At 63.0% G+C, this 21,478-nt stretch carries 16 protein-coding genes and 1 pseudogene; 7 read left to right on the top strand and 10 right to left on the bottom strand.

Annotated features, from left to right (window positions below; translation table 11 throughout):
* Positions 1-4: 4 nt before the first annotated feature.
* The 5 genes from LOY26_RS13515 to mexE form a co-directional block, all read right to left on the bottom strand.
* Positions 5-1,609, bottom strand: coding sequence for a response regulator (locus tag LOY26_RS13515; protein WP_258713640.1), 1,605 nt, complete (start codon positions 1,607-1,609; stop codon positions 5-7).
* 112 nt (positions 1,610-1,721) lie between these two features.
* Complete coding sequence (locus LOY26_RS13510; protein ID WP_258713639.1) at positions 1,722-2,777, bottom strand: tetratricopeptide repeat protein; 1,056 nt, start codon at positions 2,775-2,777, stop codon at positions 1,722-1,724.
* A 189-nt stretch (positions 2,778-2,966) separates the two neighbouring features.
* A complete protein-coding gene (locus LOY26_RS13505) occupies positions 2,967-4,382 on the bottom strand; it encodes an efflux transporter outer membrane subunit (RefSeq protein ID WP_186665282.1) in 1,416 nt (471 codons plus the stop codon).
* On the bottom strand, positions 4,379-7,558 hold the full coding sequence (locus LOY26_RS13500) for an efflux RND transporter permease subunit (RefSeq protein ID WP_186653579.1): 3,180 nt from the start codon (positions 7,556-7,558) through the stop codon (positions 4,379-4,381). The genes LOY26_RS13505 and LOY26_RS13500 overlap by 4 nt, the downstream gene beginning before the upstream one ends.
* 12 nt (positions 7,559-7,570) lie before the next feature.
* The gene (gene mexE / locus LOY26_RS13495; protein WP_258713638.1) at positions 7,571-8,812 is read right to left on the bottom strand and encodes a multidrug efflux RND transporter periplasmic adaptor subunit MexE; all 1,242 of its coding nucleotides are present in this window, start codon (positions 8,810-8,812) and stop codon (positions 7,571-7,573) included.
* 239 nt (positions 8,813-9,051) lie between these two features.
* Here mexE and LOY26_RS13490 point away from each other — a divergent pair, with 239 nt between their 5' ends.
* The gene (locus LOY26_RS13490) at positions 9,052-9,735 is read left to right on the top strand and encodes a tetratricopeptide repeat protein (protein ID WP_186653577.1); all 684 of its coding nucleotides are present in this window, start codon (positions 9,052-9,054) and stop codon (positions 9,733-9,735) included.
* 19 nt (positions 9,736-9,754) lie between these two features.
* Here LOY26_RS13490 and LOY26_RS13485 read toward each other — a convergent pair whose 3' ends face one another.
* Positions 9,755-10,945, bottom strand: a complete 1,191-nt coding sequence (locus LOY26_RS13485; RefSeq protein ID WP_186653575.1) for a type II secretion system F family protein — start codon at positions 10,943-10,945, stop codon at positions 9,755-9,757.
* A gap of 11 nt (positions 10,946-10,956) precedes the next feature.
* A complete protein-coding gene (gspG, locus tag LOY26_RS13480) occupies positions 10,957-11,382 on the bottom strand; it encodes a type II secretion system major pseudopilin GspG (protein ID WP_033700061.1) in 426 nt (141 codons plus the stop codon).
* Positions 11,383-11,567: 185 nt separating this feature from the next.
* Between gspG and LOY26_RS13475 the strand changes: the two genes are divergently transcribed.
* The 4 genes from LOY26_RS13475 (at position 11,568) to LOY26_RS13460 (ending at position 16,901) form a co-directional block, all read left to right on the top strand.
* Positions 11,568-12,161: a lytic transglycosylase domain-containing protein gene (locus tag LOY26_RS13475; RefSeq protein ID WP_186653573.1), complete on the top strand. Its 594-nt coding sequence runs from the start codon at positions 11,568-11,570 to the stop codon at positions 12,159-12,161.
* Positions 12,162-12,257: 96 nt separating this feature from the next.
* Complete coding sequence (locus tag LOY26_RS13470; protein WP_258713637.1) at positions 12,258-13,727, top strand: sensor histidine kinase; 1,470 nt, start codon at positions 12,258-12,260, stop codon at positions 13,725-13,727.
* A 284-nt stretch (positions 13,728-14,011) separates the two neighbouring features.
* Entirely contained in the window at positions 14,012-15,505 is a 1,494-nt protein-coding gene (locus LOY26_RS13465; RefSeq protein WP_186653568.1) for a HAMP domain-containing sensor histidine kinase, read from the top strand.
* On the top strand, positions 15,474-16,901 hold the full coding sequence (locus LOY26_RS13460; RefSeq protein WP_033698009.1) for a sigma-54 dependent transcriptional regulator: 1,428 nt from the start codon (positions 15,474-15,476) through the stop codon (positions 16,899-16,901). The genes LOY26_RS13465 and LOY26_RS13460 overlap by 32 nt, the downstream gene beginning before the upstream one ends.
* A gap of 20 nt (positions 16,902-16,921) precedes the next feature.
* On the opposite strand, the gene LOY26_RS13455 is transcribed toward LOY26_RS13460, so the two are convergent.
* From LOY26_RS13455 to LOY26_RS13445, 3 genes are all read right to left on the bottom strand, one after another.
* Positions 16,922-17,206: a hypothetical protein gene (locus tag LOY26_RS13455; RefSeq protein ID WP_186653565.1), complete on the bottom strand. Its 285-nt coding sequence runs from the start codon at positions 17,204-17,206 to the stop codon at positions 16,922-16,924.
* Positions 17,207-17,293: 87 nt separating this feature from the next.
* Positions 17,294-18,646 (bottom strand): GntP family permease, encoded by a 1,353-nt coding sequence (locus LOY26_RS13450; RefSeq protein WP_033698007.1) that lies wholly within the window; start codon positions 18,644-18,646, stop codon positions 17,294-17,296.
* 111 nt (positions 18,647-18,757) lie between these two features.
* Positions 18,758-19,297, bottom strand: coding sequence for a gluconokinase (locus tag LOY26_RS13445; protein ID WP_033698006.1), 540 nt, complete (start codon positions 19,295-19,297; stop codon positions 18,758-18,760).
* 207 nt (positions 19,298-19,504) lie between these two features.
* On the opposite strand from LOY26_RS13445, the gene LOY26_RS13440 reads away from it, so the two are divergent.
* Together LOY26_RS13440 and LOY26_RS27055 are read left to right on the top strand one after the other, a co-directional pair.
* Entirely contained in the window at positions 19,505-20,524 is a 1,020-nt protein-coding gene (locus tag LOY26_RS13440) for a LacI family DNA-binding transcriptional regulator (RefSeq protein ID WP_186653559.1), read from the top strand.
* 136 nt (positions 20,525-20,660) lie between these two features.
* A pseudogene (locus LOY26_RS27055) lies at positions 20,661-21,443 on the top strand (PAS domain-containing protein); the annotation flags it as partial.
* Positions 21,444-21,478: the final 35 nt, after the last annotated feature.

The following is a 21,478-nucleotide window of genomic DNA, read 5'->3' as shown; positions in this document are numbered from 1 at the left end:
CGGTTCAGGGCTCACCGAGTATCTGCGTCACCTGCGCCTGCAGCTGTTCGAGTCCGAATGGCTTGCAGATCAGGTGCATGCCCGCGCCAAGAAACCCCTCCCTGGCCATGGCCGTTTCTGCGTAACCGGTGATGAACAGCACCGGCAGGTCTGGGCGCAGGGTGCGGGCGATTTCCGCCAGTTGCCGCCCATTCATGCCGGGCAGGCCGACATCGCTGACCAGCAGGTCGATCCTTTGCGATGAACGCAGTATGTGCAGCGCTCCATTGGCGTTGGCGGCGGTTTGACAAGGGAAGCCGTCTTCGCAAAGTGCATGACAGAGCAACTGACGCACATGAGGGTCGTCTTCGACCACCAGCACGTCATGGCCCTTGCTGCCGGGCACAGGCCTTGGGGACGGGCGCTCGGGCTTTGCCTCGCCAACGTGCCGCGGCAAGTACAGGTCGACTTGGGTGCCATGGCCGATCTTGCTCTGCAGAGTCACATGCCCATGGGACTGCTTGCTGAAGCCGTAGACCATGGACAGGCCCAGGCCGATGCCCTGGCCAACGGGTTTGGTGCTGAAAAACGGTTCGAAGGCGTGTTCCAGTGTGCTCTGCGACATACCCTGGCCGTCATCGATGATGCTCAGGCGCAGGTATTCACCACTGTTCAGGGCGCCCCCCGCGAACTGCTCGTGCTCGACCCGCTGGTTGCTCGCCTCAATGCGTAGCAGCCCGCCGGTGGGCATGGCTTCACACGCATTGAGCAGCAGATTGTCCACGGCCTCTTGCAGTTGCCCGTCGTCGGCCTCAACTGGCCAGAGGTCGGCGGGCACATGCAGTTGCAGGGTCACTGAATGGCTGAGCCCAGCATTCAGGCGCTTAGGTTCAAGCAGCGTGTGCAGCTCGACGCGCTGAGTGTGCAGGGATTGTCTGCAGGAAAACGCCAGCAGACGGTGGGTCAACTGACCTGCGCGCGACACGGCCTCCTGGCCCATGCGCAAGATGCCCTCCAGGCTGTCGCTGCGGCCCTGCTTGAAACGACGCTCGATCAGTTCGAGACTGCCACCGATACTGGTCAACAGGTTGTTGAAATCATGAGCGATGCCACCGGCCAGTTGGCCGATGGCTTCCATTTTGCGGATCTGCGTGCGGGCGAGCTCTGTGCTGTGCTGTTCCTGGAAGCGTGCGTCCAGCCGCTGTTGCTGAGCTGAGAGCTGATCACGTGCGTGGTACTGATGGCGGCGGTTACGCTGCGCGATGCGGATCAGTTGCAACACTTGCCCCTCCTCGAGTGGGAAGAGCAACTGCATCAAGTTGCCTGTAGGCGGGTGGCTGGAGGCTGTGGTGGATGAGCTGAAATCCATGATCAGCAGAATGGGCAGGTCTGACCAGCTGGGCTGCTGGTCGATAAAACCTTGCAACGGCGGGCTGGGCCCGTTGCTGAACGTCTGCTCCGTGATAATCGCCAGGGCTGCGCCTTCGATCAGGCAGTCGTGCAGGTTGGCGATGTCATGGGTACACAGGCTCTCGATGCCGGCGGTTGCAAGTAGGCGAGCGGTTTCCGCAGCAAGCTCTGGGGGTGCCAGGATCAAGGCACGTTCGTCCAACGCCAACGAACTGGCCAAAGTGACGCTCCTGTAGTAATAGGCAGGGCCGAGGCTTGGCCATGCCGCCAGTAGTCCGATACTCACTGGACCTCAGGCTGTCGCGTGGGGTTCAACGAATCTTGTGGGGGGGCTAAAGCCCCTGTTGCAGCACCGGATCGTCGGGATTTTGCCGTTCGAGTTCGGCGAGCAGCACCTGAACGTTCTGCAGTTGGCCGGTCTCTTTCCAGTACTGGATAAGCAACAGCCGCGCCCGGCGATTGGCTGGCTCGCGACTGAGCACGGTTTCCAACTGCTTCTGGGCAGCATCGACCTGCTCGAGTTCATGCAGGGTCACCGCCAGGGTAGTGCGGTACTCGGCGTTGTCCGGCTCCAGCTCCACCGCACGGGACAGGGCAAGCAGGGCATATTCGCGCTGTTCGTGCCGATTGAGCCAGAGCCCAAGCTCATACTGCAAAAAGGCAGAGTCGGGGCTCAGGAGCAAGGCTTTGGCCAGCACCTGGCGAGAAGCGTCGTGATGGCCTTGGCGCTCCAGCAGGCGAACCTGGGTTGCCAACGCGTCGACGTTGCCTGGGGCCACCGTCAGGGCCTGTTGCAAGGCAGCAGCGGCCTGGGTGTAGTCGTTTTCGTGCAGGTACAGGCGCGCCAGATGCACCTGAGCATCGGCGTCGTCGGGTTGTTCCTCCAGTGCCTGCTGGTACTGCTCCAGGGCTGCCTGCAAGGGGCCGAAGTACAGGCCGATAGCGTCCGGGTCCAGGCCCAGCAGAGCGTCTACGGCCGCGAAGCGTACACTTTGCTCGGCGTCATCGAGCAAGGGGCCGAGTACCAGGCTGCGTTGTGCGGCCGGCAGCAAGCGGCGAATGCCGGCAATGGCTGCTTGGCGTACCAGCGGGTCCGCGTGTTCCAGGTCCATGCGTGCGAGTTTCAGGGCCTGGGGGGAGGGGTAGTTGGGCAGCTCGGCGTACAGAGCCGCGCGGCGAATGGGGGCCAGGTCGTTACGTTGCAATTGCTGGTACAGCACCCGCGCAGCGCCTGGCAAGCCTTCATGGGCCTGGCGCAGGGCCTTGGCGTAACTGTGAGCGGGCAGCGTGGGCGGTGCCGGCTGGTCGTCTCGCTGCAGGTAGCCGATCATGGTGACCAGCAGAATCAGCAGCAGCAAGGCGATCAGGTAGCGGTTGCGTCTGGGCATCGGACGGTCCGTGGCGGCAGGAAGGGCAGAGCTTGGGCCAGCAACGGGTCAAATGCAACCGCTGAAGGCATGGCCGCGCCAAGGCCGTCATAGGCCCCGCAAGGCGCAAAAAAAGCCCCGCAGGCCAAGGCCCGCGGGGCAAACGGTTGGGGGAGTAACCAACCAAAGGAGTCGTTGAAAGGGGTTGAATCAGCGCGCGCTGGCCACCGTATCCGGTTGCCAGCCGCCACCCAGGGCCTTGTAGATCGAGACGATGCCACGGTACAGCTCGACCTCTCCCTGGGCCTGGGCATCTTCTGCGCTGAGGCGCTCACGCTCGGCGTCGAGCAGCACCAGGTAGTCCACCGTGCCTTCGCGATAGCGGATCGAGGCCAGCGCTGCCGCCTTGCGGCTAGCGTCGCTCTGACGCATCAGCGACAACAGGCGCTGCTGGGTCTTGTCGTAATCGCTGAAGGCGTTGGCCGACTCTTCAAGGGCCAGCAACACTTGCTGCTCATAGTTGGCCAGGGCGCCTTCGGCGTCTGCCTTGGCACCGCGCAGACGGGCGCGCACGCTGCCCAGGTCGAAGGCCGCCCAGGTGATGCTCGGGCCCAGGCCCCAGGCGTTGGCTGCCGAGGAGCCGATCTGCGAGCCGCGCGCAGCCGTAAAGCCGAGGAAGCCGCTGAGGCTGACCCGTGGGAACAGGTCGGCAGTGGCCACACCGACGTTGGCCGTGGCGGCGGCCAGTTGGCGTTCGGCACTGCGAATATCCGGGCGACGACGCAGCAGCTCGCCGGGGTCGCCCACCGGCAGTGCTTTGGCGATGGCTGGCAGGGCCTTGGGCGACAGGTCTACGCTTAGCGCGTCCGGGCGCTGGCCAAGCAGGGTGGCGATGCGGTGACGGGCTCGCGCCTGTTCGGCCTGCAGTTGCGGCACAGTGGCTTCGACACCTGCCAGGCGCGCATCGGCACGCACCACATCAAGGTCGTTGCCCACGCCAGCATCGCGCAGGGTTTCGGTGATGGTGCGCGATTCCTGCTGGGTCTTGAGGTTGGCCAGGGCGATGTTCTCGCGCAACTGGGCACCGCGCAGTTGGCCATAGGCGTCGACCAGTTCGGCGATCAAGCTGACTTGCAACTGCTGCAGGTCGGCCGCGGCGGCGGCCTCCTGGGCTTCGCTGGCTTCGATCTGGCGCTGGATACGGCCGAACAGGTCGAGTTCCCAGGCCATGTCCAGGCCCAGGTCATAGCGTTCGCTGTTGACCCGCTGCTCGGTCTGGCCGGGGACCTGGCCCTTGCCGATTTCGCTGCTGGCACGGCTGGTGACTACCGGCAGTTGGTCGTTGGCGGCGTCCTCACGGATAGCACGGGCCGACTTCAAGCGGGCAAAGGCTACCCGCAGGTCACGGTTACCGTCGAGCGAGGCCTGCACCAGCTGGTTCAGCACCGGGTCGTCGAACTGCTTCCACCAGATGCTTTCGAAGCGGCTACGGTCGTAGGCCTTGGCCTGCATCTGCGCGTCAAAACGGGCAGGCTCGGTGTTCGGCGTCTTGTATTCCGGGCCCACCGCGCAGGCCGCCAGGGCCAACGCCAGCAGGCTCGGGGTCAGGGGTTTGAGCAGGTTCATGCGGGGTTCTCCAGCGATTGCACGCGTTCGGCCTTGCGGGCTTGGCGGCGTTCGACGAAACGGCGGATCAGGAAGAAGAACACTGGGGTCAGGAACAGCCCGAACACCGTCACGCCGATCATCCCCGAGAACACCGCGACACCCATGGCGTGGCGCATTTCCGAACCGGCACCGGAGGAGAACACCAGCGGTACCACGCCCATGATGAAGGCGATCGAGGTCATCAGGATCGGCCGCAGACGCAAGCGGCAGGCTTCCAGCACTGCGGCCAGCGGGTCGAGGCCCTTGGCCTGTTCATCCTTGGCGAATTCGACGATCAGGATCGCGTTCTTGCACGCAAGGCCCACCAGTACGATCAAGCCGATCTGGGTGAATATGTTGTTGTCACCGCCCGAGACAATCACCCCGGTAATGGCCGACAGCAGGGTCATCGGCACGATCAGGATCACCGCCAGCGGCAGGCTCCAGCTTTCGTATTGGGCCGCCAGCACCAGGAACGCCAGCAGTACGCAGAGCGGGAACACCAGCAGCGCGGTATTGCCAGAGAGAATCTGCTGATAGGTCAGGTCGGTCCACTCGAAGGTCATGCCGTTGGGCAGTTCCTCTTTGAGCAGTTTCTCGATGGCAGCCTCGGCTTGGCCAGAGCTGTAGCCCGGGGCAGCAGCACCGTTGATTTCTGCGGTGATGAAGCCGTTGTAGTGCATCACGCGATCAGGCCCGGAGGTGTCGCTGACCTTGAGGAAGGTCGCCAGCGGGATCATCTCGCCCAAGTTGTTGCGCACCTTCAACTGGCCGATCTGCTCGGCATCGAGGCGGAACTGCTGTTCGGCCTGGACGTTGACCTGGTAGGTACGGCCAAAGCGGTTGAAGTCGTTGGTGTACAGCGAGCCCAGGTAAACCTGCAGGGTGTCGAAGATGTCGTTGATCGCCACGCCATGGGTCTTGGCCTTTTCCCGGTCGATGGCGGCATCGACCTGCGGCACGTTGACCTGGTAGCTGGTGAACAGGCCCGCCAGTTCCGGCACGTTGTGGCTTTTGGCGATGATGTTCTGGGTTTCCTTGTACAGCGCTTCGTAACCCAGGTTACCGCGGTCCTCGATCTGCAGGCGGAAGCCGCCAATGGTGCCCAGGCCCTGTACCGGCGGCGGTGGGAAGATCGCGATGTAGGCGTCCTGGATGTCGGCGAACTGGGCGTTCAGGGCGGCGGCGATGGCCGCTGCCGACTGGCTCGGGTCTTTGCGCTCGTCGAACGGCTTGAGCGGGGTGAACACGATGCCGCTGTTCGGGCTGTTGGTGAAACCGTTGATCGACAGGCCCGGGAAGGCTACCGAATCGGCAACCCCAGGTTGCTTCAGGGCGATCTCGCTCATGCGCTTGATCACCGCCTCGGTGCGGTCGAGGCTGGCAGCATCTGGCAATTGGGCAAAAGCCACCAGGTATTGCTTGTCCTGGGCCGGCACGAAACCGGTCGGGGTGGACGAGAAACCGAGGTAGGTTAGGCCCATCAGGCCGGCATACACGAACAGGGCGATGCCGCTGGAGCGGATGACCCGGCGCACGCCGCCGACGTAATTGTGGCTGGCACGGTCGAAGAAGCGGTTGAACGGCGAGAACAGCCAGCTGCCCAGCAGTTTGTCGAGGAAGCGCGAGAAGCGGTCCTTGGGTGCGTGGTGGTCCTTGAGCAGCACGGCGGCCAGGGCCGGCGACAGGGTCAGCGAGTTGAACGCCGAGATGACCGTGGAGATGGCGATGGTCAGGGCGAACTGCTTGTAGAACTGCCCGGTAAGGCCGGAAATGAACGCGGCAGGCACGAACACGGCGCACAGCACCAGGGCAGTGGCAATGATCGGCCCGGTCACTTCGCTCATGGCCTTTTGCGTGGCTTCAAGCGGTTTCAGGCCCAGCCCGATATTACGTTCGACGTTCTCCACCACAACGATGGCGTCGTCCACCACGATGCCGATGGCCAACACCAGCCCGAACAGCGACAAGGCATTGAGCGAGAAGCCGAACAGGTGCATCACCGCGAAGGTACCGATCAGCGACACCGGCACCGCCAGCAACGGGATGATCGAGGCGCGCCAGGTCTGCAGGAACAGGATCACTACCAGCACCACCAGTATCAGCGCTTCGAACAGGGTGTGTACCACTGCCTCGATGGAGCCGCGTACGAAGATGGTCGGGTCGTAGACGATGCTGTAGTCCATGCCCTCGGGGAAGTCTTTCTTCAGCTCGGCCATCTTGGCCCGTACTTCATCGGAGATCTCGATGGCGTTGGAGCCTGGGCGCTGGAAGATCGGGATGGCCACTGCCGGCTGGTTGTTCAGCAGCGAGCGCAGGGCATATTGGCTGGAGCCGAGTTCGACCCGGGCTATGTCTTTCAGGCGAGTGATTTCGCCATCGGCACCGGCACGGATGATGATGTTCTCGAACTCTTCCTCATTGACCAGGCGGCCTTGGGTGTTGATCGACAGCTGGAAACTGGTGGAACCAGGGGCGGGCGGGGCGCCCAGCTGGCCGGCAGCGACCTGGCGGTTCTGCTCGCGGATGGCCGCGACAACGTCACTGGCTGTCAGGTTGCGCGAGGCGGTCTTGTTCGGGTCGAGCCACACGCGCAACGAGTAGTCGCCCATGCCGAACAGTTGCACGTCACCCACGCCGCCCAGGCGTGCCAGCTCATCCTTGATGTTGAGGATGGCGTAGTTGGACAAGTAGAGCATGTCGTAGCGGTTGTCCGGCGAGGTCAGGTGCACGACCATGGTCAGGTCGGGCGAGGCCTTGTCGACGGTGATACCGATGCGCGTCACTTCTTCCGGCAGCTTGGGCTGGGTGCGGGTGACGCGGTTCTGTACCTGCACCTGCGCGTTGTCCAGGTCGGTGCCCAGGGCGAAGGTGATGGTCAGGGTCAGCTTGCCATCGGCGGTGGATTGCGAGGACATGTACAGCATGTTCTCGACACCGGTGATGGCCTGCTCCAGCGGCGCGGCGACGGTTTCGCCGATCACTTTGGGGTTGGCACCGGGGAAGTTGGCGCGCACCACCACGGTGGGCGGCACCACTTCCGGGTATTCGCTGATCGGCAGCTGGAACAGCGAGATCGAACCCGCAATCAGCAGCACCAGCGACAGCACCGCGGCGAAGATCGGCCGGGTAATGAAGAATTTTGAAAAGTTCATCGGTGTGATCCCTTAACCGCGTTGCGCCTGGACGCTGGCGACTTTCTCAGTGGTGCCCGCTACCTTCGGCGTGGTGTTGCTGGCCTCGAGGGCCTGGCGCTGCTGGGCGAGGGCGGCGAGGGTCTGTTCGCTGGCCATTGCCGTTTCTTCTGGGGTAACCGCCGAACCTGGGCGTACCCGCTGCAGGCCTCTGACTACGATGCGGTCATCCTTGGCCAGGCCGCTGCGCACGATGCGCAGGCCTTCGAGCTTGGGCCCCAGCTCTACAGCGCGGTAGGTAGCTTTGTTGTCCTTGTCCATGACCAGCACGAACTTCTTGCCAAGGTCGGTGCCCACGGCTTCGTCGTTGATCAGCATGGCGTCGTACTGGGCGCTGCCGACCAGCTTCAGGCGTGCATACAGGCCAGGGGTGAACTGGCCGTCACGGTTGTCGAACACGGCGCGGCCACGGATGGTGCCGGTGCGCGGGTTGACCTGGTTGTCGACGAAGTTCATCTGGCCCAGGTGCGGGTTGCCGGTTTCGTTGGTCAGGCCCAGGTACACCGGGGTGGTCTGGCCGCGCTGGCCTTCACGTGCCAGCTGGGTGTACTTGAGGTACACGCGCTCGTCGGCGTCGAAGTAGGCGTAGACCTTGTCGGTGGACACCACGCTGGTCAGCGGGGTGACATCGGCGGTGACGATGTTGCCGGCCGTGAACTGGGCACGGCTGACACGGCCGCTGATGGGCGCGGTGACACGGGTGAAGCTCAAGTTCAGGCGGGCCAGGTCGAGCTGGGCCTGGATTGCATCGACCCCGGCGCGGGCTTCGGCGGCGGCACTGCTGCGCGACTCGGCAAGTTCGGCGGAGATGGCGTTGCTGTCACGCAGGCGCTCGCCACGGCGGGCTTCGTTGGCGCTGCGGATAGCGGTGGCCTTGGCCTGTTGCAGTTGCGCTTCGAGGCGGCGGACTTCAGCCTGGAACGGGCGCGGGTCGATCTGGAACAGCAGGTCGCCTTTCTTGACCTGGGCGCCTTCGGTGAAACCGACGAGGTCGATCTGGCCCGAGACCCGTGGCCGCACTTCGACGGTTTCCGGGGCTTCGAGACGGCCGGTGAACTCGTCCCATTCATTGATCGGCTGTTCGATCACCTTGGCAACGGTGACTTTGGGCGCGGCGGGCGCCTGCACGGCGTCGGGGGTTCGACCGCAAGCGCTGAGCACTACGACTGCCAGGGCAGCGAGTGGAAAGCGCAAGGGTTTGAGTGAGTGGTCCATGGAGAACTCCGCCAGAGTATTAGTAGTGGGCGGAGTGTGAGTGCCTTGCGCGCGGCGCACGAATCGAACGGGGCGAAGGTTATTATCACGCTGAATGATATGTCGGGATCTTTCATCGATAAGCGGCATCGCGGGCAGATGAGCATCTGAGCGATCAATCGGGAACTTCAATGCCATGCTCAGGTCGATAGGCTCTTCTTTCGAGCCAGGCCCACCTGGACCAGTCGAGTGCTTTCCTCATGCCAAGCAAGCGTATGCTGTCGACCCTTACCCTGTTGTTCAGCGTCGCTGCGAGCCATTTCACCGTCGCCGGCGAGCGCACGGCGACTGCACACAGTAATACGGCCTCGACCCTGTTGATCGACACCGCTTCTAGGCAATATGCAGACGGCAAACTTGATCAGGCCGCGGCCACACTGGAGCGGGCGCTGCAAATTCAGCCGAACAATCCCGCTACACTGCACTATCTGGGTGTGCTGCGCTTGCAGCAGGGGCAATACGATCAGGCGGGAGTGTTGGCGGCGCGCTCTAACCTGCGCGTCGGGCACAACGTGGCATTGCGCAATCGTAATCTGCAATTGATTCAGGCAGCGAACAAAGCCCGGACTTCAGGTACTGCTCCTGGTGCTGTAAACGCGTCGGCTGTTCAAGCAACACAAGCACAGACGAGCTCGGCGCACGCACGATCAGTCACGCTTGCTGCTGCCGAACAGATGCAGGGCATTGCCGGTCAGCAGCGAATCGGTCTTGCTGAACACCGCATGGCCGATGCTGCTTTTGAGGTGCCGCCAGGCCACAGGCCGCCACCGGGCAAATGCCGAATCTGGTTCCCCGATCGCTCACCCGGGCATCAACCCCCGCCCGGCAAGTGCAAAAAGCTAAAAAAACACATTCCTGCCGGCGCCTACCTTGTGCGTCATTAATGGCCTGGGCCTAGCCGTTTCAGTGGATGCTTGAGGCCAGTTCGAAGATCGGCATGTACATCAAGATCACGATGAAGCCGATCAGCAAGCCGATGAAGGTCATCAGCAGCGGCTCGAACAGCTTGACGAACCATTCCACCCAGCGGCCGATCTCCTGGTCGTGAAAGTCGGCGCAACGCTCCAGCATCTCGCCGAGGTTGCCCGACTGTTCACCCGCCCGCAGCAGCCGCAAAGACACCGGCGTCACCAGTTGCCCGGCCTCCAGCGCATCGGACAACGGCAGCCCTTCGGCCACGCGTTGGCTGGCTTGTTCAAGGCCTTGGGCTGCGGCACTGCCCAGCAGCCCGCGGGCCATGCCCATTGCCGTGAGGATGGAAATGCCACCTTGTAAAAGGATGCCCAGCGAGCGGTAGAAGCGCGCCAGCTCGTACATCATCAACCGCTGGTGCAGTGCGGGCATGCGCCTTAGCTGGCGGGATGCCCAGCGCCGCACGCGCGGATGACGGCGCAGCAGCACCAGGGCGGTTATCCCCGCCACACTGCCCAGTGCCAACGGCAGTTGCTGGGCATGCAGGAACAAGCCGATCTGCATCAGCATGCGTGACAGCCAGGGCAGCTCGGTACCCATGCCCTCGAACACTTGGCTGAAGCGCGGCACCACGTAGCCGAGCAGAAACAGCACCACGCCACCGCCCACCAGCAACAGCAGCAGCGGGTAGACCGACGCCCCCACCAGCTTCTGCCGGACCAGGTCCAGGCGTTGGCGGTAGGCGATATAGCGGCCCAGGGCGTCGCCCAGGGCGCCGGTGCGTTCGCTGGACTGCACCAAGGCCACGTACAGCGCTGGGAATATGCGCGGCTGACGGGCCAGCGCCTGGGACAGCGAATGCCCTTCGTACAGTTGGCGCACCAGGTCACCCAGCGTTTTGCGCGTGGCCGGGGTCGGGGCTTTTTCCGCCAGGCTTTCCAAGGCGTCGATCAACGGCAGCCCGGCATTCAGCAGGGTCGACAGCTCCTGGCTGAACAGCACCAGGTCAAAGTGTGCTTCGCGGCGCCAGGCCATGCCACGCAATGCGCCGCCCTGGCCCTTCACGCTGACCACCCGCAAACCTTGCGCCTCGACCTGGCGACGCGCCTGGTCGGCATCTTCGGCGTCGATCTGCAACTGCACCACGCCCTGTCTGCCCAGGGCCTTGAGGCTGTAGCGCATGGCCGATCTCCTCATTGCCAGCTGGTGATTTCGGCGTTTTCCCCGTCACCACCGGGCTGGCCGTCCTTGCCCATCGACAGCAGGTCGTATTCGCCGCCGTTCTCGCCGGGTTGCCGGTAGATGTAGGCATGCCCCCACGGGTCTTGCGGTACCGCCTTCTGCAGGTAGGGGCCCGTCCAGCGGGCTTCGCCACTGGGAGCGGTGACCAGCGCCTGCAGGCCCTGTTCACTGTTGGGGTAATGGCCGACTTCCAGGCGATAGAGGTCAAGGGCCTTGCTCAAGCCCTCGATCTGTGCCCGTGCCACCTTGACCTCCGAGCGGCCTAGCTGGCTGAAGTACTTGGGCGCGACGATGCCGGCCAGCAGGCCGAGCACCACCAGCACCACGAGGAGTTCGAGCAGGGTGAAACCACGTTGGGGGTTGGATCTGCGCTGCATGGTGAAGGCCTCCGCTGCATGGAAACAGGCTGTGTCAGGCACCATGCAACAGCCGTGCACGTCTGCCTCGGGGCCTTGCACCATGCGGTACAGGAAGCGGCACAGTGCTTGCGTCGTCGACATCGACCTCGGGTTTTCCGGGGCATTTCCCCCACATCGGGGGCCACGACGAAGAGGCAGCCGACATGCGTGGACTCATCCTGGGTTTGATCTGGCTGGCGGCGGGTGCCGCCCAGGCCGATGTGTACATCTCCATCGATGCCAAGGGCGGCTACGTACTGACCAACGTCCATCGACCCGGGCGTCATTACCAGCGGGTGATCAGCGAACCGCTGGCCCAGGCGGGCCCGGCCGGTGCGCAGTTGATCACCGGGCGCCCCTATGCCGAGCTGGTGGCGGCCGCGGCGCTCGCCCACAACGTACCGCAGGCGTTGCTGCATGCGCTGATCAAGGCCGAGTCCGGCTATAACCCCAAGGCCCGCTCGCCAGCGGGCGCGGTGGGGCTGATGCAACTGATGCCCGATACCGCCCGTGAAATGGGCGTGGAGAACGTCTTGGACCCTGAAGACAACGTGCAGGGCGGCGCACGCTACCTCAAACGCATGCTGACCCTGTTCGACAACGACATCACCCTGGCCGTGGCCGCCTACAACGCTGGCCCCGATGCAGTGCTGCGCCGGGGTGCGGTGCCGCCGTTCGCCGAAACCCGCCGCTACGTGCCCAACGTGCTGCGCGAGTACCGCAAGCTGCAAGGGTTGGCGGACGATTCGCCGTTATAGGCGCAGCCACCCTTCGGCGGATGCCATCAATTTACAACCATGGTTCCCCCAACTCTGGGCTATAACCTTCAAAGGTGCCCAGCCGTGGAGTCCGCCATGGACATCGCCCCTCGTTCCGACGCCCTCGAAGTGCCTGCCGGCAGTGAGGCGGCAACCCCACGCAAGCCGTTCAACCTGTTGCGCTGGTACGCCTGGGTCAGCCTGGCCATCATCTTTTCGGTGGCTGTCGGCCTGGGGCTGATTTCCAGCCGCTTTATCATCGACGAAAGCGTCGAGCGCGATGCGCTGCTTTCTGCCCAGTTCATTACCTCGATTGCCGACGCCGAAGTGCGCCATGTGTCGATCCCCAATGTGCGCACCATGGGCGAGCTGCTTGACCCGCGCACCGATCGCACGGCGCTGCCGGATGTCGACCCCGAAGCCCGGCGCAAGGCCCGTGGCGAGTTCCTCGACCATATCGCGCACCTGCCTGACATGCTGTTGGCCAATATCTACGCGCCGGACCGCACCGTGATCTGGTCCAGCAACCCCGCATTGATCGGCAAGCTGATCGAGGGCGATGACGACCTTGATCGCGCCTTCGAATACAAGATGCAGGTCTCCGCCAGCTACCATGATTTTGAACAGGCACGCGAAGAGCAGAAGTTCGTGACTCCGCCCGTACAGCTGTTCATCGAGAACTACATCCCGCTGTTCGACGCCGATGGCGAGCATGTCACGGCCATGGTGGAAATCTACAAGGAACCCCATGACCTGATCGTGCGCATCGAGCACGGCCTGATCCTTATCTGGGCGGCGATCACCGTTGGCGCGGCACTGGTCTATATCGGCCTGTACGGCATCATGCGCCGCGCCGCCAAGCTGCTGGCGGTGCAGCAGAAGCGGCTGATCAACAACGAAACCTACGTGGCGCTGGGCGAGGTGTCTTCGGCGGTGGCGCACAGTTTGCGCAACCCGCTGGCGAGCATCCGCTCGAGTGCCGAGCTTGCACAAGCGTTCGATGACGGCCCGGCACACCGGAATATCAACGACATCATCAACCAGGTCGATCGCATGTCGCAGTGGATTCGCCAACTGTTGCAGTCACTGCGCCCGCTCAATGACGAAGCGGTGGCGGTGGACCTGGCGCAGGCACTGCAGGAAAGCCTGCAGACCTTTGCGGTACCGCTGACGCGCTGTGCAGTGAGGCTTGACCTACAGCCGTTACCGGCGGTTCAGGTCCTGGGGCACCCGGCACTGCTCAGGCAGATCTTCAGCAGCCTGATCGCCAACGCGCTGGAGTCGATGGAGTCGATGGAGCAGGGCGGCACCTTGCGTGTCGAAGTGGTGCGCAAGGACCGGCGCAGCCTCACCCTGCGCCTGTCCGATACCGGCAAGGGGATGACCGAGCAGCAGATGCGCATGGCATTCAGGCCGTTTTTCACCACCAAGCAGGGCGGGCTGGGTGTTGGCCTGGTGCTGGTCAAACGCATCATGGAGCGCTTTGGGGGGGCGGTGAGGTTGAGCAGCAGCGAAGGGCACGGCACTCGGGTTTCGCTGAACTTCAGGTTGGTCAGTTCTGCATAATTGGCTTTAAAAATATTGAATAACTATATGATTTATATTTATTTATTTGTTTTTGGGTGATTTTCACCCAATTGTGGGGGTTAGATCTTGAAAAAAGCTTAAAAAGCTAAATCAAGTAATTGAAAAATATAGTTTTATTAATTTCAAGATTTGCTGGCTGAGTTTTTGCAAAGACCGATAGCAACAGATGGCAGCTTCGGCGGCCCAGGTGGAGTGCTATTGAATTGCTACCAACCGTAGCAAGGCTGCGCTTCAGAACGGACTCCCTGCGCGGGAACCACTCTATGCAGATGCTGGACAACGAAATGCCCGACAAAGCCTCTGCGGCCTCCAGTGGTTTCGCGGCACCGCTGCGCGAGTTCAACCTGCTGCGTTGGTTTTCCCTGATCAGCCTGTTGATCATCGCCTCGGTAGCCGGTGGCCTGGGTTACGTATCGACGCGCTTCGTGGTACGTGACAGCGTCGAGCGCGACGCCATGCTCACCGCGCAGTTCATCCAGGCCATGGCCCAGGCCGAAGTCCGCCATTCGCAGTTGCCGCCGGGCACCACCATGGGTGAACTGCTCGACCCCCGCCTGGACCTACAGCACCTGCAAGTCACCCCGGCGCTGGCCGAGTCGACCCGCGTCGAATTCCTCGACCACGTCGAACACCTGCCCGACACCCTGCTGGCCAACGTCTATGCCCGTGACCGGACCATCGTCTGGTCCACCAACCCTCAGTTGATTGGCAAGCGCATCGAGGAGGATGGCGACCTGGAGCACGCCTTCCGTTCGCGCAAGGCGGTATCTGCCAGCTACCACAAGGCTGAGGAAGACCGTGAAGAACAGAAATTCCTGCGTGAACCCGAGTACCTGTTCATCGAGAACTACATCCCGCTGTTCGACAGCCAGGCTGAACAGGTGCTGTCGATGGTCGAGATCTACAAAGAGCCGCAGGACCTGATCCGGCGTATCCAGCGGGGCTATGTGCTGATCTGGGCCTCGACCCTGGTGGGCGGGGCGCTGATCTATTTCGGCCTGTTCTGGATCGTGCGGCGGGCGGCGCTCATGCTCGACCAGCAGCAAGACCGGCTGGTGGCCAGCGAAACCTACGGGGCACTGGGCGAAATGTCCTCGGCGGTGGCCCACAGCCTGCGCAATCCGTTGGCCAACATCCGCTCCAGCGCCGAGCTGGCCCAGGAAATCGCCAACCCCACCGCGCAGAAGAATATCAACGACATCATCGGCCAGGTGGACCGCATGTCACGCTGGGTGCGCGACCTCTTAGTGTCGCTGCGCCCGGCCAGTGACGAGCCCGAGGCGGTAGACCTGGTCGCGGCCATCGAGGATACCCACCTGGCCTTCGCCCAACAGATCGCGCGCAACGGTGTGAAGTTCTGCTACGAAGGCCCCGAGCTGCAGTACGTGGCCAGCCAGCCGCTGCAGCTCACGCAGATTCTCAACAGTCTGTTTTCCAATGCCATCGAGGCCATGCCCGCAGGCGGTGTGTTGCGCGCCCAGGTCAGCGTGGCGGACGGCCAGCGTGCGGTCATGCTGCTCAGCGACACCGGCAAGGGCATGAGCCAACAGCAGGAAAGGATGGTGTTCAAACCATTCTTTACCACCAAACAGGGCGGCCTCGGCGTAGGCCTGGCCCTGGTTCAACGCATCATGGAGCGTTTTGGCGGCTCGGTCAGCCTGAGCAGCCGCGAAGAGGAAGGAACCCGCGTCAGCCTTACTTTCAATATCGCAGCGGGAGTGGACCATGGAACAGAGCATCCTGGTAGTCGAGGATGATGAAATCCTTGCTGACAACATTCGCACCTACCTGAGCCTCAAGGGCTATGAGGTGACGGTCTGCCACAGTGCCGAGCTTGCACTGGAGCAGGTCAAGCAGGCCCAGCCCGACGCCGTGCTGACCGACAACTCGTTGCCCGGCATGAGCGGGCACGACCTGTTGCGCGCCCTGGTGGCACAGGTGCCGGCGCTGAAAGTCATCATGATGACCGGCTACGGCAACGTCGAAGACGCCGTGCAGGCGATGAAGGAGGGCGCGTTCCATTACCTGACCAAGCCGGTGGTGCTGGCCGAGCTCAAGCTGACCCTGGACAAGGCCCTGGCGGCAGAGCGGATGGAGCGCACCCTGTCGTTCTACCAGGAGCGCGAGGCGCAGAAGTCCGGGTTGCAGGCACTGATCGGCGACTCGCCGGTGATGCTCAGCCTCAAGCACACGTTACACCAGGTGCTGGATGCCGAGCGACGCATGGCCAGCGACGACCTGCCCCCGGTACTGGTCGAAGGCGAGACCGGCACAGGCAAGGAGCTGGTGGCCCGGGCCCTGCATTTCGATGGGTTGCGCAGCAAGGGGCCGTTCATCGAGTTCAATTGCGCGTCGATCCCGGCCAATTTGCTCGAAGCGGAGTTGTTCGGTCATGAGAAAGGTGCTTTCACCGATGCCAAGGAGCGCAGGGTGGGCCTGGTCGAGGCCGCTGATGGGGGCACGCTGTTCCTCGATGAAATCGGCGAGATGGACCTGGTGCTGCAAGCCAAGCTGCTGAAGCTGCTCGAAGACCGCAGCATCCGCCGCATTGGTGCGGTGAAGGAGCGCAAGGTCGACTTGCGGGTAATCAGTGCCACCAACTGCAACCTCGAACAGATGGTGCAGCAGGGCAAGTTCCGCCGCGACCTGTTCTTCCGGCTGCGCATCATCGCGCTCAAGGTGCCGCGCTTGTATGCGCGTGGGCAGGACATTCTGCTATTGGCTCGGCATTTCCTGGCGCACCATGGCCGCCGTTATGGCAAGCCTAACCTGCGTTTTTCCGCCGAGGCCGAGGCCTTGATGCTGGGCTACAGCTGGCCAGGCAACGTGCGGGAGCTGCGCAACATGTTGGAGCAGACAGTGCTGCTGGCGCCCAACGAGGTGATCCAGACCCATCAGCTGAACTTGTGCATGAGCTTGATCGATGAACCGTTGATTCAGCAACAGGCGCCTATGGTGTTCGAGATGCCACGGCATGAGCCCGAACCCGGCACCAGCCTGCCGGACATGGAGCGGGACCTGGTGTGCAAGACCCTGGACCGGACCGACTGGAACGTGACCAAGTCGGCGCGGATGCTGGGGTTGTCGCGGGATATGCTGCGTTACCGGATCGAGAAGCTGGGGTTAACCAGGCCAGACAAGCGGCAGTGGTAACCCCTCAGCGCGCAGCGACGTCAGGGCTTGCTGGCGCCTGCCTTGTTGCTGTCTTGCGAACCGCTACCCTCCATGCCGGGCAAATCATGTTCATCATTCTGCGTGGCAGGCGGGCTGTCGGGGTCATTGCCCTGCAAGCGCGGGTCGGTATCCCGTGGCATCGGTTTTTCAATCGGGTTGAGGGTGCTGTCGACACCCGGCTGGGGCGCTGGGTTGTGCGGGTCGTCTGGGTAGGTCGGCCCGGTGCCGACCGCGAGGGCCAGCGGCGAAACAAACACGGCTGCGAGCAGGAAGGTGCGAATCATGGTGCAAGCTCCTTTGCATCGGGATGAGGGCTTCTACCTCGATTGGGCCCCCGAGCTGACGCCGGGTGCCCCCATCCCGATCAACGGTCACACCACCATCGACAACAACATGATGAAGATGATGCCCACCACCGAAAGGATGGTCTCCATCATGCTCCAGGTCTTGAAGGTCTCGGCCACGGTCATGTTGAAGTACTGTTTCACCAGCCAGAACCCGGCATCGTTGACGTGCGACAGGATCAGCGAGCCCGCGCCAGTGGCCAGTACCAGCAGCTCACGGTTGACCCCCGGTACCATGTCGATCACGGGTGCGACGATCCCTGCGCCGGTGATGGTGGCGACCGTCGCCGAGCCGGTGGCGATGCGGATCACCGCCGCCACCAGCCAGGCCAGCATGATCGGCGAGATTTCCGCCTGCACCGCCATCTGCCCGATCACGTTGCCGACCCCGGTATCCACCAGCATCTGCTTGAAGCCGCCGCCAGCCCCTACGATCAGCACGATGGCAGCGGTCGGTGCCAGGCTCTGGTCGAGCATCTTCATGATCTGCTGGCGGTTGAAACCCCGCGCCGCGCCGAAGGTATAGAAGGCCAGCAGCAAGGCGGCGAGCAGGGCGGTGATGGGGTGGCCGATCAGGTCCATCCACTGCCGCACGATATGCTCGGCGGGCAGCACCACGTCGGCGAAGGTCTTGAGCAGCATGAGCGCCACCGGCAGCAGCACCGTGAGCAGGGTGACGGCGAAGCTCGGCAGGTTGCCCTGGTCGGACTCCTTGGCGATCTGGTCCATCAGCTCCTGGGACGGGTTACCGGGGATGTAACGCGAGATGAAGTTGCCGAACAGCGGGCCAGCGATGATCGCGGTAGGCAGCGCCACGATCAGGCCATAGAAGATGGTCTTGCCGATGTCGGCATTGAAGATGCCGATCGCCAACAGCGGCCCCGGGTGTGGCGGCACCAGGCCGTGAACCACGGACAGGCCGGCCAGCAGCGGGATGCCGATTTTCACCAACGAGACCCCGGAACGCCGGGCGACGATGAATACCAGCGGGATCAGCAGTACGAAGCCGATCTCGAAGAACAGCGGGATGCCGACCAGGAAGGCGGCGAACATCATGGCCCAGTGCACGTTCTTCTTGCCGAAGGCGCGGATCAGCGTCTGCGCGATCTGGTCGGCGCCGCCGGAATCGGCCATCAGCTTGCCAAGCATGGTGCCCAAGGCGAGCACGATGCCGACGAAGCCCAGCACGCCGCCAAAACCGTCCTGGAACGATTTCATCACCTTGGCCACCGGCATGCCGGAGGTAAGGCCGAGGAAGCCGGCCGCGAGGGTGAGGGCGACGAAGGGGTGAACTTTGAAATGGGTGATCAGCAGGATCAGCCCGATGATGGTTACCAGGGCGTCGAGCAGCAGGAAGGTATCAGTAGCCAGTCCGAACATGGTTTTTATGCCTCGGTCTTATCGTTGTTTTGGGCGTTGCTTTATTGAACTTCAGGCGCTTTCATTGGTTGAGACAGCGCTGTCTTTGGTGAGCCGGAAAAACCGCCTGGTTCAGGCAGTTTGCGCCAGGTCCCGCTCACCGCAGGGCTTTAGCCAGCTGTCTACCGTCTCGGCAAGCACATTGATGGGCTGGGTGGCGTCCAATGGCAGGGTCAGCGGCTCGCCATGCGGGGCTTCGAGGGCTGCAAACTGGCTGTCGATGAGGCTTGCCGGCATGAAATGCCCAGGGCGGGCCAGTACGCGTTTTTCTGCCTCGGCAGGGGTGAGTTCGAGGAACACGAACACCAAGCCCGGCATGGAGGCGCGCAAGGTATCGCGGTAGCGGCGCTTGAGGGCAGAACAGGTGAGGATCGGGCGCTCGCCCGCGTTGACCGTGGCTTGCAGCTCCTGGCCCAGGTGCACCAGCCAGCCGGCACGGTCGTTGTCGTCCAGCGGGATGCCAGCACTCATCTTGCGGATGTTTTCGGCAGGGTGAAAAGCGTCGCCTTCGATCAGGCGGCCGCCGCTTCTGGCGGCAATGGCGGCACCGACGCAGCTTTTGCCGCAGCCAGCCACGCCCATCACCACAATGGCGGACAGGGGAGAATTCATCAGTACCTCCTGCGGGGTGAGGTAGCGCTGTCTCGTCGCTGACGAACCGCCACCTCCCCGGTGTTATTGGTCTTGTCCTTACGCAGTATGGACGCTTGGCAGCGAGCACGCGGAACGGCTACCAAAGATTACATTGCCTGCGTCCTGAGACAGCGCTACCTTAGTGGCCGTTCCCCTCCCTTGGCAAGTAGTAAAATTACAACATTCATGTCCCGAACAGGCTCCCGCACCACCGGTCGTCCCACCCTGGCAGAAGTCGCCAGGCTTTCCGGGGTTTCCCCGATCACCGCATCCCGCGCCTTGCGCGGTGTCAGCACGGTTGCCCCGGCGCTGGCCGAAAAGGTTGCCGCTGCTGCGGCGAGCCTGGGCTATGTCGCCAACCCGGCCGCCCGCGCACTCGCCTCGGCCCGCAGCCAGTCGGTGGTGGTGCTGATCCCGTCATTGTCTAACCAGTTGTTCATCGACACCCTCGAAGCCATTCACGAGGTGATGCGCCCGCGCGGGCTTGAGGTTTTGATCGGCAACTATCACTACGATATTGCCGAAGAAGAGAACCTGATCCGCAACTACCTGGCCTACCAGCCTTGCGGCATGCTGCTGACCGGTTTCGAGCGCAGTGACGCATCGCGACAGATGCTGGCGGCCAGTGGCGTGCCCTGCGTGCACATGATGGAGTTGGGTGGCGAGGCGGGTGCATTGTCGGTGGGCTTTTCGCAGCAACAGGCCGGGCGTGCGGCTGCCAAGCACCTGATCGAACGCGGACGGCGGCGCTTGGCGTTCATTGCCGCGCAGCTCGACCCGCGGGTAATGCAGCGCGCCGAGGGGTTTCGCCAGGCCCTGACCGAAGCGGGGCTGCAAGCGACTGAGCTGGAAATCCTGGCGCCCGAGCCTTCTTCCATCGCCTTGGGCAGTGCGTTGTTCAGCCAGCTGATGCAGCAGGCGCCGGATGTCGACGGCATCTTTTTCTGCAACGACGACCTGGCCCAGGGCGCTGTGCTGCAGGCGCTGCGCCAAGGGGTTGAGGTACCGCGGCAGGTGGCGATGGTGGGGTTCAACGATTTGCCCGCCTCGGCGCACATGGTGCCGCGGTTGACCTCGATTCGCACACCTAGGGCAGCCGTAGGGCGGGGGGCCGCACTGGCGCTGCTGACGTTGCTTGACGGCAAACGGGTGGCCAACGAGCAGCAGGACCTTGGGTTCGAACTGATGGTGCGCGAGAGTTCTTGAGGCTTAGAGTTCTTCAGGCTCAGCGCCTTGTGCTTGAAGGCCTCGGGGACTAATTACAAGGTGATATCAATGTGCTTGCACGGCGCTGTTGCCCATCTATGCTCAGGAAACCCCGCGCATAAAGGAGCCCGGCGTCATGTTCGATTTCCATCGCAAGTCCGACCTCGTCGAGATTCAGCGTAGTCACCAGGCACTGGCCAGTGCGCAAGCAAAGCTCGCGGCAATCAGCCGTTCGATGGCGATGATCGAGTTCGCGCCGGATGGGACCATTCTCGACGCCAACGAGCGCTTCTGCCAGGCCATGGGTTACAGCGTCGAAGAATTACGCGGCAAGCATCATCGGCTGTTCTGCGACTCGGCCTACGTCAAGACAGCCGAATACCAGCAGCTCTGGCGCGAACTGGGGCAGGGCAAGGCTATCAGCGGCACCTTCGAGCGGGTCGACAAGGCAGGGCGTGAGGTCTGGCTTGAAGCCAGCTATATGCCGGTGCTGGATGAGCAGCGGCAAGTCACCAGCGTGATCAAGGTGGCGTCGGACATCAGCCAGCGGGTCATGCAGGAGCACGAGAGTGAAAGCCTGCTCAAGGCCATCGGCCGCTCCATGGCAGTGATCGAGTTCAGCCCTGACGGCCGGGTCATCAAGGCCAACCCGAATTTCCTCACCACCATGGGCTATCGCCTGGAAGAGGTGGTGGGGCGCCACCACGGGCTGTTCTGCCTGCCGCAGGAGCGGGAGTCGTCGGCGTACCGGGAGTTCTGGGCGTCGCTCAACCGTGGGGAATATCACTCGCACCGCTTCGAGCGGATCAACAAGCAAGGCCAGACGGTCTTTCTTGAAGCCTCTTACAACCCGATCTTCGACAGCAAGGGCCGGCTGTACAAGGTGGTCAAGTTCGCCAGCGATATCACCAGCCAGGTCTGCACCCAGCAAAGCGCCGCCGATGCCGCCCACGC

Origin of the sequence: Pseudomonas sp. B21-047 (assembly GCF_024748775.1) — a bacterium.
Taxonomy (GTDB): Bacteria; Pseudomonadota; Gammaproteobacteria; order Pseudomonadales; family Pseudomonadaceae; genus Aquipseudomonas; species Aquipseudomonas capeferrum.
Note: the sequence above shows the minus strand (reverse complement) of the source record. Positions and strands in the feature narration are given on the sequence as shown.